A 12,594-nucleotide genomic window follows, 5' to 3' on the forward strand; every position below is an offset into this window, starting at 1 on the left:
AAATTTTTGTTTTATGAATAAAAACAGGATTGTAAAAATTAAGAATTTCATCAAAATAATCTCTAGGAATACTAAAAAAAGAATTATCATCCTTATCAACAATATTACATTCAAGTTGAATACAATTAACCTTATAAACAAAAGTAGAATTAAAATCTTTAACATTATCAGAAAAATCATTTAAATAATTACTTGTTTTAAATAAAGGAAATGAAGAATTATTATCAAAGTTAAAAGTTAAGTTATTTTCATCAGAATTAATTTTAGGTATATCATTTGAATTAGTATTAAAATAATTTAAAAAAATATAGAAAAATAAAATTAAAAGAAAAAAAGAAATAAAAGCAAAAATAAAAATTTTAGTAAAAAAAGATTTATTAGAGCTAGATTTCCCAGACTGATAAAGATTAAAAACTTCTTGATTAGCTTTTAAAGAAAATCTAAAAACTAAATCTTTGCCATACATTTTATAAGATGAAAATTGAGCGTATCTAAAAGAATTTTTACTTATTCTTTTACCACTATCTAAAGCTTTATAAAAAAACTCAGCAACTCTTTTATATTCATTAGAAACTAAACTTAAATCTTGAGTGATTAAAATAATTTCTTGATGTATATGACGATGATATGTTAACCACCAAATTAAAATTTTATCATCTTTATTTTTAAAAACATTGTGTATCTCATCAATAATAAACATTAATTTAAATAATTTCAATTCATTGGCTTTAATATTTATTTCATCATCATTAGCACTATTAGAATATAAATTATAAAGTTCTGATAGATACAAATAAAAAACATCAAAATCAAACTTTAAAAGCTTATTGCTAATATCAAATTTTAAGCCATTTATATTAGTATAGCAATAAAGATAATCAAAAGTCTTAATTTTTCTTTTAATTTCAAAACCTAATATTTTTTTATTCTTTAAAGTAGGCTCAACAAAATATTCATATAGCTTATTTACCGCAAAATAAGTTTTACCACTTCCAGGATTGCCAACAATATAAGTAATAGCCATTTTTACTCCTTAATAGAAATAATTACAGCTAAAACAGAATTTCTAATATGAAAAAGAACAGACCAAAGAAGTTTAGAAAAAATTAAAACAAAAACACTAATTAAAATAGGAGAAAAAACAGAAAAAACATCATTAAAAGCCTTAAAAAATCCAAGAGATGAAAATACAGACAAAACATTTAAAAATATATCATCTGAACTTAAAAATAAAGAATTGATATATTCAAAAAAATTATTTATTTCATTAAAAACAAAAATTATAATTTTTGCAAACGATAAAAGACCAGCAAAAAAAGCCAAAAAAAATAAAGAATTTATAGCAATGATCGTAACAAAACTAGAAATTCTTAAACTAGCTTCAATAACATATCTTTTAAAAAAATCACCAAAAAAAGCAAGCGTAGCTACAATAATTTGAAACATATTATTCCTTTAAAGATTAATTAAAAACTTAAGAGAAAAACGCCAAATAACCCTGATAAAAAATAAGAAAAAAAGGCAATAAAAGAAAATATAGAAAACGCCTGATAATTTACTTGTAAATTCACAAAAATCAATTTTTATTTCATTTTTACCATCTATATAATCAAAATCAAAAGTTAAAGGACAAGTATTTGTCTGTATTGGAAAATCTATAGATTTAAAACCACTTTCAACAACAGATATAAAATCATTTATAGAATTAGAAAAAGACTTATATTGATTATTCAAATCATCAGAAAAAGATAAAAAATCTGATTTTAAAGAATCAATAAAACTATTATAGCTACCAAAATCAGATCCATCATAAGAACCGCAATTATTATCTTTACAAACATTATCGCCATTAGAACCATTTCCAACAGGATTAGAGCTATTACTATTATTAGAGCTATTACTATTATTAGAGCTATTTCCAACAGGATTAGAAGGTTTTATAGAAGAACAATTACTACCAATACATAACTTATTATTATCCTTAATAGAAGTTCTTTCATCACTATGACCAAAATGAAAACAATTATTATCAATACAAATAGTATTATTTTTACTAAAGCCTGATCCTTTATTAATAGAAGAACACTTACCATTAATACAGATTTTATTGTCTTTTACATCAGTATTATCATCAGCTTTAAAACAACTATTACCATCAAAACAAATATTATCATTATCTTTAGAAATACTAATTTCAGAACCACTAGAAGATGGGGTAGAAGGTTTATGAAAAGGTATATTATTAGAACTAGTATTTTCATTTGAAATAAAACTACAATGATGCTCAATACAAGAAGGAGTAAAATTATCTTTAGAAAAATCAATAATATTAGGGCAATTATAATTTATATAAGTAGTTTCATCAGCACAAATACTAACACAATTATAACCTTTACCACCATTAGAAATACCAAGAACGCTATCAATGTATTTTAAACCACCATTTTCAAAACACTGAGCTTTAGCATAAGAATAGGGATTAGATATACTTTCTTTATCAATCAAAGAAACACATTTATTTTTAAAACTATCAGCTATTTCACCAGGTTGGCAAGGAACGCAAGTAACAGAATTAACGCTATCATCAATTTTAAAAATATAATTATCTTCACAAGGTTCATGAATTTTTTTATAAAAAGTTTGATAAAATTTCTGAACTTGTAAACCTCTTTGCAATTCAATATTAACATATTCTCCATTATAAGAGCCTTCGCAACCTTCATCTTCACTGTTCATGATAAAAGGAGAATTATAGTAATTATCACCGCCGTCGGTGTATATATAACCTTCTTCATAATCAAAAATAGAATCTAAAGGACGCAAACAACTATTATCAATCTCTTTCAGGGTATTTGGCTTTCCAAAACTAAGTAAAATACCAATTTCACCACCACCGAAATGAACATCATCTATAAATAATTTTCCGTAAATATAATTATCATTAATAACATGAACTTCATAAAATGCAGTATCTGGAACTTTAAAATCATACTTATCATAAAAATAGTCAGAATATGGATATCTTGAATCAGCTACAGTAAAATCTTGATAATCAGGATCTAACTCCTTAGATGAGTTAAAATAGAGTGCTCCACGCTCACTGACTACAAAACCAATCTCACTAAAAGCAAAATTAGCACTAAAATGTGCATTACCAATAAAATTTTTAGGAAAAGAACGATTTAGCCAATCCGAAGGAGAATAATACACAGGCCAAAAAGCAAAAGAAAAATCAAGAAAAAATAACAAAGAAATTAAAAAACGCATTTACTTCATCCAACGACTAACAAATAAAACCAAAATAAGCAAAATAGGAGTTATACCAACAATAAAATATATGAAAATACTAAAAAAGAAATCAAAACTAACAACGCCTGTTATGTTAAGAATACCACTCATAAAAACACCTTTTAAGACTTAAAAGAAGCTATCAAAAGCACCACAAGAAGCAAAAGAGAAAAACCACAAAGAATACCTGTTAAACTCATTAAAAAATTATAGTTTTGCTGACCCAAAATATATAAAACTTCCAAAGGTAATTCAAGTTTCATAAAAAAATCCTTTAAAATAGGCTTGAAAGTGTTACACATCGCCGAGAAGTTTTTAAAAAGCCTTTAAGTTGAATTGTCGGCGCTAGGCACTATTTTTTTTAAAAAAATAGTGCAAAAAAAACTAATCAACAACATCATTTAAGATTTTAATTGAAATTAATACAGATTTAACAATAAAAAAAGTTGCTATAAGTAAAGCGATAAGCGAATTAGCAAAAAGAATTAATTTACCTACATCAAATACATTGCTAAAACCAAAACCCATAAAAAAACCTTAAATTGACTTAAGCATTTTTATACTGGCTTTAACAGCAACTATAGTCCCAATAGCAGCGATGACAATAGCAACACCAGCTTCGCTAACAGTAACAGCAGCCGAAGCAAAAGATGCAAAAGATGCAACACCAAAAGCAGAAGCTAACATTTTATGTTTAGAAATTTTCTTTAACATAACAATTCCTTATATTTTTATTAGAGAATTTAAATTCTCTTATATTTTCAACACCAAAAAATATAAGAAAATTCAAAAAGAAGTATTTAAAATATTTTAAATACTTCAAAAAAAATTATTTTTTATCGGATTTTTTAAACTCGACACCTAAAAAATGTTCTATTGGATTATTCACTCTAACAACTCCATTATTATCAGGAATACCACCGTCAATAACAATAGTTTCTTTATTTTTAAACTTATTGCGGATAAATGAGAGAACTTGACCAGCGGTTAAATTATCAGGGCAAATAATACGAAAGATAAGTTCTTTTTTAATAGTATCCAAAACGCCGGTTTTTTCATTTAAAACATCATAAACATTAGATGATTCTATTCTAACACTAGCAGAATAAGTCCTACCATCAAAAGAACCTTCAGCAACAGATCTAACAAGACCATTTGAAAGACTATAATTAATTAAATAATCTTGACTTACAATTTCCATTTTTACACCTTTCAAAAAAAATTAACACCTTTAAAAAAACTCCCTTTCAAGGTGTTAAGAAAAAAGGGAGCAGAGCAAAAGCTCAAAAATTAAATTCTAATAATTTGACTTTTCAGCTTTTGAAAAATTTAAAAAAATTTAGTAAAATTAAAAATAATTAAATATGAAATTATTTCAAATATATTTTAGAAATTATTTCATATAAAAAATAAAAAGTAGCTTAAAAATGAAAGAAATTCAAAATAAAATCAATAAAAAAGAAATATCAGAAAAACTAGACATAGAAATAAGAACACTCTATAATTGGGAAAAAACAAGACCAAAGTTGTATAATTTCATAGTTAATTCAATAAATAAAGAAAATGAAAGAAATTCAAAATTAGAAGAATTACAAAAATTATATGAAAATCTTACAGATTTAGAAAAAGAATATTATCTATCAGAAATGAAAACAAAAATATTAAAAAGAAAATTAAAAGAAAATGAATAAAAAAAGATATTAAAACACTTTATAATTGGGAAAAAACAACCCAGAATTATACAAAGCAGTAATTAGTTATTATTCCAAAAAAGAAAATAATCCAATGGAAAGCAAGTTATTAGAACTTTTTGAGAAATTAAACGAAAAGGAAAAAAATTCTATATTGCTGATATAGAAGCTAGAATATTAAAAAAAGAAATAGAATGAGTAAAAGAATCTTGATTTAAAAAAGAAATAAAAGAAAGCAATCAAGATTCTAAAAAATAGCTTTTGTAATTAATTACGATTATAAATTATAGTATATTTATTTATTATTTTTATAAAAAATAAAATAAAAAATAAAATAAAAAATAAAAATTTAAAAGAAAATGTTACTTTTATAAATACCAAGTATTATAATTTGATCTTTGTTTGTATCAATTAAATAAGGGATAACATAACCTTTAAAAATTAAATCTCTTATATTTTCATCATCAAAAGATAAAGATTTTCTATTTTTATAAGGCATAAAAGAAAGATTATGAATACTTTGTTCTAATTTATCTAAAAATAAATTAGCTTGTTTTACACTATCCAATGAAATAAAATCAGATATTACCCCTAATTCATTTAAAAAACGATCAGTTTGTATGATCTGCATTTATTTTAGACCTAACTTTTGAAAAAACTTCATCAGAAGTATATGTTTTTAATTTTCCTTGTTTATAAAGTTCTATATCTTTTTTATAATCTTCTATTCTTATCTTATGCTCTAAATAGGTTAAAGCGAGTTCTAAAACTTCTTTTTGACTTAAATTGTTATCTTTACAATAATTAGTTAAAAAATGTTCTGATTCTCTTGAAAGCTCTAAATACATATAACAATCCTTTCTTTTTTTGAAAATTATAACAAAAAAACATAATAAAATATTTTTATGAAAAAATCAATATTTATTAGGGTTCAAATCCCTCTCTGTCCGCCACCTTATAAATTTCATTTTATTTCATCTATTTTAGTAATTTTTATTGTTATAATTAATATCATCAAAACTTAATAAATCTAAAGGCAAGCTTCACATACTATGCAAATTTACGCTTCTATTGACTTGAAATCTTTTTACGCTTCAGCTGAATGTGTTTTAAGAAATTTAGATCCTTTAACAACTAATCTTATTGTAGCAGATAAAACAAGAACGGACAAAACCATCATACTAGCAGTTTCACCTGCATTAAAAACTTACAATATACCTGGTAGATTAAGACTTTTTGAGTTTAAACAAAAAATCCATTTAATCAACCAAGAAAGACTAAAACAAGCTCAAAAACACCACTTTAAAGCTAAAAGTTTTAATATATTGGAACTTGAAAATGATTTAAATTTAGAATTAGACTACATTATTGCTAAGCCCAGAATGGCTACTTATATAGAATTTAGCACAAAAATATACAGCATTTATTTGAAGTATTTTGATGCTAAAGATATTCATATATACTCTATTGATGAAGTTTTTATCGATCTTAGTTCTTATCTTGAAAAATACAAACTATCAGCTTATGAGCTACTTACTAAGGTTTTACTTGATATTTCACACACAAGTAAAATCACCGCAACAGCAGGCATAGGCACAAATTTATACTTAGCTAAAATTGCTATGGATATACTTGCTAAAAGACAAAAAGTAGATGAAAATGGCTTGCTTATAGCCTTTTTAGATGAAAAATTATATAGATATAAATTGTGGCAGCATAAACCTTTAAAAGATTTTTGGCGTATAGGTAAAGGTATTGCCTTAAAACTTGCAGATTTAAACATTTATACTATGGGAGATCTTGCAAGATTTTCTTTAAAACATGAAGACTTGCTTTATAAACACTTTGGTGTTAATGCTGAACTTTTGATCGATCATGCATGGGGCGTTGAAACTTGCACAATGAAAGATATTAAAAATTACAAATCACAAAATCACTCTAAAATCATGGCTAAGGTTTTGCCTTTTGCATATGATAATAATCAAACAATAAAAGTTTTAAAAGAACTTGTAGATCATTTAGTACTTGAACTTATACAAAATAACCTTAAAACAAACCATATCACACTAGATATACAATATGATAAAAGCAATTTAGAAAATTCAAGTTTTTTAGGTTCTTATAAAGGAGCTATCACTAAAGATAATTACGGAAGAGCTATACCTAAAAATGCTCACGGAAGTATGAATTTAGAAAATTTTACCCATTCTTTAAAAATCATCAACAAAAAAACCTTAGAACTTTTTTATAAAATCAGTGATAAAAACTTAAGTATTAGAAAAATCAGCCTAAGTTTAAATAATATCACAGATAAAGCTCAAGAAAATTACCAAGAATTAAATTTATTTAGTGATTTTAATGCAATTTCACAAGAGAAAAATCAACTTGAAAAAGAAGAAAAGCTCCAAAAAGCAAGACTTCAAATCATACAAAAATTTGGTAAAAAAGCTATTTTAAAAGCTTCAAGCTTGGATGATGAGACTAAAGAAATTACTTCTTTAATAGGAGGTCATAATGCATGATGAATATAAAGATATAATAGATATAAAATATCAAAAATCAAAACAATTTCCACCAATGTCAAGAGAAAAAAGAGCGGCACAATTTGCTCCATTTTCAGTACTAAATGGCTTTAGTAAAGCTATTTTAAAAACGCAAAAAGATATGGAAAAAGTATTAGAAAATAGTAAATATCAAGAAGAAAGCTAAGTTCTTCTTGATAAAATTTTATTTTGCATTAGAATATTTTTCAAACTCTCCACTTTCATCGATTTCATTGCCATAAAGTTTGTGTAATTCATAGTAGTATTTTACAAATTCCTTACACTCTTCATCAAGCGGTAAAAACACCTCATCTTCTAAAACACAAAATTCGTCTAAATAATTTTTAGCATCTTCTTTTAACATATAATGTCTTGCTAGCTTATAATAATTTTGCATAAACACAGCCTTAAAACTCTCGTAAGCTTCCTCATCAAATTTAATGTTTAATTTCTCATTTGCAAAAGATAACACCCCTGATTTAAACAACAATGACAAATGAATCAAACCTTCTGTATAATAAGGCTTAACCTCCTCTACTCTTTGCCAAGCAATCAATCCTATGGCCCTTTTAATAAGCTCATAAAATACAGGAAGCTTTAAATCATCTTCTTCATGTAAAAAGAAATTTACAAGCCCGCCCGCAGTAGCTTTAAACTCTTCTATATTTTTAAACACGCCACTTTCATTCATTTTCTTTTCGCTATCATTTGCCACAAAGAAAATATGCCCAAACTCATGACCTATGGTAGAAACTTCATAAATTCTTTTCCATAATTTTTCATTGTAAAATAAAATTTCTCTACCATAATCTAAAAATTCTTTTTCAAATACCATAGAAGAAAGCTTCATAAAGGGCTTAGTTTTAGCATTTTCATAAACATAATTTAAAAAAGCAAAGATCTTTTTACCTGCTATATTGCTTACATACTCATCATTTGGCACTACTTGAGCAGAAAAAAGTCCCTTAAGCTCTGCTCCATAAAAAATCATAGGCATACAAATATAAAGCTGAGTTTTTTCAAGATTAAAATTCACTTCATCAAACAAAGCTTCATCTTCTTCATCTAAATTTGCATACACCATCGCAAAGCTTTCTTTGATTTTATCTTTAAACTCACTCCCATTAAAATCACTCACATCTTCTAAGCGTATATCCCACTCAAGTGCTACTGCATGTGTATAAGAATCTTCATAGTATTCTAAAGGATGGCCAATTTGTAATGGACATTTTACTTCCATCCACGCAAGCTCTGCTTCTTGCCATTTTTTAACCACTTCATTATTATCTTTTTCACAAAAAGCAAATTTTAATTTTTCTATATAATCAATATAAGCATTTTTTTCATCATCTAACGTGCAATTTCTTAGTTTTTCTAAAAGTTTATCAAACTCATATTCAAGCTTTAAAACTTCATTTTCAAAAGCTTTTGCATAAGGTAAAAATCTCCAAAGTGTTCCTATTTTAACTAAAGCTCCATAGCTTCTTTCACAAATTTCACCATCTTGATTAAGCTGATAAAGCTCATTTTGTTTTAAAAACTCCAAAGCATCGCTTAAATTTGGAAATTGTTCTTTTAAGATTTTATTATTTGTATCTAAAATTTGCTTGCTCCAAACAAGCTCAAAAGAATTCATAACTACGCCTATATTATGCACACCTTGAACTAAAGCCAAATAAAACTCATCAAGTAAATTTTTACTCTTAATCTCATCGATTAAATCTTGATGTTCTACTTCATAAAAGGCTCTTACTAAAGAAAAAACTTTATATTTTATTTGAGAAATTTCTTCTTCATTTAAACCTTTTTTCTCAAGTTCTTGGACTAAATTTTCCTCTTTTAAATCCACCAAACGACGCAACATTGCCAAAATATTGCTTTTTTCATTTTCAAGATTAGCTAGTTCTAAAGCTCTATCTATCAAAGGATGACTTTGATTAGTTTGAAGTATATTATAAAGACTATTGATATTTTGTTTCCTATTTTTCACAATTTTTGCTATTTGCTTAAAATCATTCATTTTTTACCTTTCTTTATTTTTAAAACTTAATTATAATGTTTTTTTTAAAACACAAGGAGAATGTATGAAAGATATGGGAGAACCTAAACTAAGAGTTATAGCTATGCCAAGCAATACAAACCCTGCTGGTAATATCTTTGGTGGTTGGATCATGTCACAAATTGATCTAGCTGGAGCCATTGCAGCAAGGGAGCTTTCTCCGCAAAGAGTAGTAACTGTAGCAGTGGATAAAATCATTTTTAAAGAACCAATTTTCGTAGGTGATTTGGTATCTTGCTATGCAAAAATCATCAAAGCAGGTAATACTTCTATCACCGTAGAAGTAGAAGTAGTTACCCAAAGAGCCAATGATTATGGCCGTGTATATTGCATGCATGTAACTTCAGCTGTGGTAACTTATGTAAGTGTAGATAAAGACGGAAATAAACTTCCTATTGATGCGGATTTAAAAAGATTGCACGGCTTTTGATATGTTTTATTGTATTTTCAAAAAAAATTTTATATCATCACAGAAAACTTTCTAAGGCTTATATATGCGCGGATATAAAATATTTTCTGGTTCAGCAAATGAGGAATTTGCTAAAAAAATCTCAAAATACCTTTCACTACCTCTAAGCAATGCGGGTGTGAAGCGTTTTAGTGATGGTGAAATTAGCATTCAAATAGATGAAAGCGTGCGTGGTAAAGATGTATTTATCATTCAAAGTACTTGCGCTCCAACAAATGATAATCTAATGGAGCTTTTAATCATGACAGATGCTCTGCGTCGCTCAAGTGCAAGCTCTATCACAGCTATCATCCCTTATTTTGGCTATGCTAGACAAGATAGAAAAGCAAGTCCTAGGGTGCCTATTACTGCAAAATTAGTAGCAAATCTTATAGAATCAGCAGGGGTAGATAGAGTAGCTACCATAGACTTACATGCTGGACAAATTCAAGGCTTTTTTGATATACCCGTGGATAATCTTTATGGAAGTATTATTTTTAATGATTATATTAAAAATAAAAACTATAAAAATCCTATCATTGCAAGTCCTGATATAGGCGGTATAGCAAGAGCTAGGAGCGTAGCAAAAGCTTTAGGACTTGATATAGTTATAGTAGATAAAAGACGCGAAAAGGCTAATGAAAGTGAGGTGATGAATGTCATCGGTGATGTAAAAGATAAAGAAGTGATTTTAGTAGATGATATCATTGATACAGCAGGAACCATAGTAAAAGCTGCTGAAGTATTTAAAAGCAAAGGTGCAAAGTCAGTTATAGCTTGCTGTACCCACCCTGTGCTTAGTGGCGTAGCTTATGAAAGAATAGCCAAAGATGCGCTTGATGAACTAGTAGTAACTGACACTATACCTTTAAAACAACAAATGGATAAAATCAAAGTCCTAAGCGTAGCACCTATTTTTGGTGAGGTAATACGCAGAGTTTATCATAATGAAAGTGTGAATTCTTTATTTGTATAAATTCTTTGCAAGGCTATCCTTGCAAAGAATTATTCTGTAAAGCTTGGAATATATTTTAAGACTTCTTTTCTAAGCTCTTCATTTTCTCTTAATAATTTTAAAACCGATTTTGCATAAGTATCTTTTGTTTTGCCTACTTTGCTTAAAAATACACCATTTTCAAGAATTCCTTTTTGATTAAATATTTTTAATAATTCATCATAGTCTTTACTTTCATATACAGAATTAAATTTATTTTCAATATCTTTATGTAAGTTTTCAAAACCTATTAGTTGCTCCAAAGAACTAATCTTTTCTTGTATTTGTTTGGGTGTTTTTGATTCTTTAAATATAGATTTTAATTTATGTTTTACTTCTTTTTCTAATTTTTCTGAAATTTGACTTTGTAGAACATTTTTATATTTTATTTCAAAGATATAATCTTTTACTTCTTCAAATTTTTCTCTTGCGTCTGATTGTTCTAAAATAGCTAAAATAATGCATTCTAATAAAAATAAGTTTTCAACTTCAGCCACTTCTAAAACTTTCACTTTATTTTTATTTGCACTATCTATTTCCTCTTGTGTTCTAAAATCTCTATCTATAATCCCATAAGCATTGAAACCATGCAAGGCATTTTGTTCGTTGAAAGTTTTTGTATAGTTTAAAACATTTTCGCAACTACTGCATGGAATGATTTGATATTGTGGATATAATATGCTATAAATTTTAGTGTCTAAACTTTCACTTTTTCCCTCTACAAATAAAATATCTCTTCTAGCACCTAAAAGTTTTAAAAATAATTCTTGCGACATATCATTTTTTTCTATTTTTTCTATTTCCCATTTTTGCCCATTGTAAGATTTAATCCAAAATTTATCCGCTTCTATATGATTTGCAGCAAAATTTAAATCATGCGTTATGTATATAAATAAACAATCTTGCCTATGCTTTTCTAAAACACTCCAAAGCCTGTTAGTTAAAGATGGATGTAAGTGTAATTCTGGCTCATCGATTAAGATAATTTTTTTCTCAATACACAAAACATACATTATCAAGTATAATACAGCTCTTTCTCCATCACTCATCATTCTTGCTTCATATATATTTTGCTTATCCATAATGCATAAAAATTCATCTTTTATAAGATCTATTTTTCTATGAGGAAAAATTTCTTTCCAAATATTTTTAGTTTTATCTATAATATTTTGAATTTTTATACCATTATTATGCTCTTGTCTTAGTTGTTCTTGTTCATAAGATAAAACATAACTTAAAAGTTTATTATAATCACTGCGAAGCTTTATTGTTGCATTTTTAAATCCATCATATTTATAACTGAAAACATTGGTATATAGACTAGGATTGGCAGTTCCATAAAACAAATCGTTTTTAGCTAATTCGTAATTATATCTTGTTGTATACTCTGATATAGTTATGTCTCTTTGAGCTGGAATTCTATATAAATTTCCGCATTCTTTTTCCATCCAAGCTCCAAGCCTACTTTTACCTGAGCCGTTGGCACCTACTACTATAATAGAATTTGCATTTGTTTTAAATTCTTTTTTATCTCCATTTTCATCAGGCAAATAATAAATATATTCTCCCAT

The 12,594-nt window shown here is 26.6% G+C and carries 17 protein-coding genes; 6 read left to right on the plus strand and 11 right to left on the minus strand.

The features are described 5' to 3' along the window. The 6 genes from L8U04_RS06885 to L8U04_RS06910 form a co-directional block, all read right to left on the minus strand. On the minus strand, nucleotides 1-1,024 hold a 1,024-nt coding region (locus L8U04_RS06885), incomplete at its 3' end, for a zonular occludens toxin domain-containing protein (RefSeq protein WP_263709720.1). Between the two features lie 2 nt (nucleotides 1,025-1,026). Next, complete coding sequence (locus L8U04_RS06890; RefSeq protein ID WP_133319747.1) at nucleotides 1,027-1,446, minus strand: hypothetical protein; 420 nt, start codon at nucleotides 1,444-1,446, stop codon at nucleotides 1,027-1,029. 9 nt (nucleotides 1,447-1,455) lie between these two features. Further along, the gene (locus L8U04_RS06895; RefSeq protein WP_263709721.1) at nucleotides 1,456-3,267 is read right to left on the minus strand and encodes a hypothetical protein; all 1,812 of its coding nucleotides are present in this window, start codon (nucleotides 3,265-3,267) and stop codon (nucleotides 1,456-1,458) included. After that, entirely contained in the window at nucleotides 3,268-3,399 is a 132-nt protein-coding gene (locus L8U04_RS06900; RefSeq protein ID WP_263662597.1) for a hypothetical protein, read from the minus strand. It lies immediately after the preceding gene. Nucleotides 3,400-3,410: 11 nt separating this feature from the next. Then, nucleotides 3,411-3,551, minus strand: coding sequence for a hypothetical protein (locus L8U04_RS06905; RefSeq protein WP_165955277.1), 141 nt, complete (start codon nucleotides 3,549-3,551; stop codon nucleotides 3,411-3,413). A 121-nt stretch (nucleotides 3,552-3,672) separates the two neighbouring features. Beyond that, nucleotides 3,673-3,816, minus strand: coding sequence for a hypothetical protein (locus L8U04_RS06910; protein ID WP_263709722.1), 144 nt, complete (start codon nucleotides 3,814-3,816; stop codon nucleotides 3,673-3,675). Between the two features lie 70 nt (nucleotides 3,817-3,886). On the opposite strand from L8U04_RS06910, the gene L8U04_RS06915 reads away from it, so the two are divergent. Continuing rightward, nucleotides 3,887-4,102 (plus strand): hypothetical protein, encoded by a 216-nt coding sequence (locus L8U04_RS06915; protein ID WP_263709723.1) that lies wholly within the window; start codon nucleotides 3,887-3,889, stop codon nucleotides 4,100-4,102. Between the two features lie 15 nt (nucleotides 4,103-4,117). Here the strand turns inward: L8U04_RS06915 and L8U04_RS06920 are convergent, their stop codons facing one another. Next, nucleotides 4,118-4,489 (minus strand): hypothetical protein, encoded by a 372-nt coding sequence (locus tag L8U04_RS06920; protein ID WP_263666379.1) that lies wholly within the window; start codon nucleotides 4,487-4,489, stop codon nucleotides 4,118-4,120. Between the two features lie 226 nt (nucleotides 4,490-4,715). On the opposite strand from L8U04_RS06920, the gene L8U04_RS06925 reads away from it, so the two are divergent. Further along, nucleotides 4,716-4,979 (plus strand): TetR/AcrR family transcriptional regulator, encoded by a 264-nt coding sequence (locus L8U04_RS06925; protein ID WP_243705656.1) that lies wholly within the window; start codon nucleotides 4,716-4,718, stop codon nucleotides 4,977-4,979. A 349-nt stretch (nucleotides 4,980-5,328) separates the two neighbouring features. Here L8U04_RS06925 and L8U04_RS06930 read toward each other — a convergent pair whose 3' ends face one another. Further along, nucleotides 5,329-5,610 carry a type II toxin-antitoxin system RelE/ParE family toxin gene (locus L8U04_RS06930; RefSeq protein WP_133319751.1) on the minus strand — a complete coding sequence of 94 codons (282 nt, stop codon included), beginning with the start codon at nucleotides 5,608-5,610 and terminating at the stop codon, nucleotides 5,329-5,331. Continuing rightward, on the minus strand, nucleotides 5,591-5,827 hold the full coding sequence (locus tag L8U04_RS06935) for a hypothetical protein (RefSeq protein ID WP_133319752.1): 237 nt from the start codon (nucleotides 5,825-5,827) through the stop codon (nucleotides 5,591-5,593). The genes L8U04_RS06930 and L8U04_RS06935 overlap by 20 nt, the downstream gene beginning before the upstream one ends. A 204-nt stretch (nucleotides 5,828-6,031) precedes the next feature. Between L8U04_RS06935 and L8U04_RS06940 the strand changes: the two genes are divergently transcribed. Continuing rightward, entirely contained in the window at nucleotides 6,032-7,501 is a 1,470-nt protein-coding gene (locus L8U04_RS06940) for a DNA methylase (RefSeq protein WP_263659277.1), read from the plus strand. Next, nucleotides 7,494-7,688 (plus strand): hypothetical protein, encoded by a 195-nt coding sequence (locus tag L8U04_RS06945; protein WP_263709724.1) that lies wholly within the window; start codon nucleotides 7,494-7,496, stop codon nucleotides 7,686-7,688. The genes L8U04_RS06940 and L8U04_RS06945 overlap by 8 nt, the downstream gene beginning before the upstream one ends. A gap of 18 nt (nucleotides 7,689-7,706) precedes the next feature. Here the strand turns inward: L8U04_RS06945 and ciaB are convergent, their stop codons facing one another. Next, nucleotides 7,707-9,542 (minus strand): invasion protein CiaB, encoded by a 1,836-nt coding sequence (ciaB, locus tag L8U04_RS06950; RefSeq protein WP_263709726.1) that lies wholly within the window; start codon nucleotides 9,540-9,542, stop codon nucleotides 7,707-7,709. A 64-nt stretch (nucleotides 9,543-9,606) separates the two neighbouring features. Here ciaB and L8U04_RS06955 point away from each other — a divergent pair, with 64 nt between their 5' ends. Beyond that, nucleotides 9,607-10,011: an acyl-CoA thioesterase gene (locus L8U04_RS06955; protein WP_133319755.1), complete on the plus strand. Its 405-nt coding sequence runs from the start codon at nucleotides 9,607-9,609 to the stop codon at nucleotides 10,009-10,011. Nucleotides 10,012-10,075: 64 nt separating this feature from the next. After that, nucleotides 10,076-11,005 (plus strand): ribose-phosphate pyrophosphokinase, encoded by a 930-nt coding sequence (locus L8U04_RS06960; RefSeq protein WP_039619082.1) that lies wholly within the window; start codon nucleotides 10,076-10,078, stop codon nucleotides 11,003-11,005. 29 nt (nucleotides 11,006-11,034) lie between these two features. Here L8U04_RS06960 and L8U04_RS06965 read toward each other — a convergent pair whose 3' ends face one another. Next, the gene (locus L8U04_RS06965) at nucleotides 11,035-12,594 is read right to left on the minus strand and encodes a DUF4435 domain-containing protein (protein WP_263709727.1); all 1,560 of its coding nucleotides are present in this window, start codon (nucleotides 12,592-12,594) and stop codon (nucleotides 11,035-11,037) included.

The organism is Campylobacter sp. IFREMER_LSEM_CL908 (assembly GCF_025771545.1).
In the GTDB taxonomy this organism is placed as follows: domain Bacteria; phylum Campylobacterota; class Campylobacteria; order Campylobacterales; family Campylobacteraceae; genus Campylobacter_D; species Campylobacter_D lari_D.

Coding starts and splice junctions, on each gene's coding strand:
- L8U04_RS06890 (WP_133319747.1), bottom strand. CDS start 1,446: ATGTTTCAAATTATTGTAGCTACGCTTGCTTTTTTTGGTGATTTTTTT.
- L8U04_RS06895 (WP_263709721.1), bottom strand. CDS start 3,267: ATGCGTTTTTTAATTTCTTTGTTATTTTTTCTTGATTTTTCTTTTGCT.
- L8U04_RS06900 (WP_263662597.1), bottom strand. CDS start 3,399: ATGAGTGGTATTCTTAACATAACAGGCGTTGTTAGTTTTGATTTCTTT.
- L8U04_RS06905 (WP_165955277.1), bottom strand. CDS start 3,551: ATGAAACTTGAATTACCTTTGGAAGTTTTATATATTTTGGGTCAGCAA.
- L8U04_RS06910 (WP_263709722.1), bottom strand. CDS start 3,816: ATGGGTTTTGGTTTTAGCAATGTATTTGATGTAGGTAAATTAATTCTT.
- L8U04_RS06915 (WP_263709723.1), top strand. CDS start 3,887: ATGACAATAGCAACACCAGCTTCGCTAACAGTAACAGCAGCCGAAGCA.
- L8U04_RS06920 (WP_263666379.1), bottom strand. CDS start 4,489: ATGGAAATTGTAAGTCAAGATTATTTAATTAATTATAGTCTTTCAAAT.
- L8U04_RS06925 (WP_243705656.1), top strand. CDS start 4,716: ATGAAAGAAATTCAAAATAAAATCAATAAAAAAGAAATATCAGAAAAA.
- L8U04_RS06930 (WP_133319751.1), bottom strand. CDS start 5,610: ATGCAGATCATACAAACTGATCGTTTTTTAAATGAATTAGGGGTAATA.
- L8U04_RS06935 (WP_133319752.1), bottom strand. CDS start 5,827: ATGTATTTAGAGCTTTCAAGAGAATCAGAACATTTTTTAACTAATTAT.
- L8U04_RS06940 (WP_263659277.1), top strand. CDS start 6,032: ATGCAAATTTACGCTTCTATTGACTTGAAATCTTTTTACGCTTCAGCT.
- L8U04_RS06945 (WP_263709724.1), top strand. CDS start 7,494: ATGCATGATGAATATAAAGATATAATAGATATAAAATATCAAAAATCA.
- ciaB (WP_263709726.1), bottom strand. CDS start 9,542: ATGAATGATTTTAAGCAAATAGCAAAAATTGTGAAAAATAGGAAACAA.
- L8U04_RS06955 (WP_133319755.1), top strand. CDS start 9,607: ATGAAAGATATGGGAGAACCTAAACTAAGAGTTATAGCTATGCCAAGC.
- L8U04_RS06960 (WP_039619082.1), top strand. CDS start 10,076: ATGCGCGGATATAAAATATTTTCTGGTTCAGCAAATGAGGAATTTGCT.
- L8U04_RS06965 (WP_263709727.1), bottom strand. CDS start 12,594: ATGGGAGAATATATTTATTATTTGCCTGATGAAAATGGAGATAAAAAA.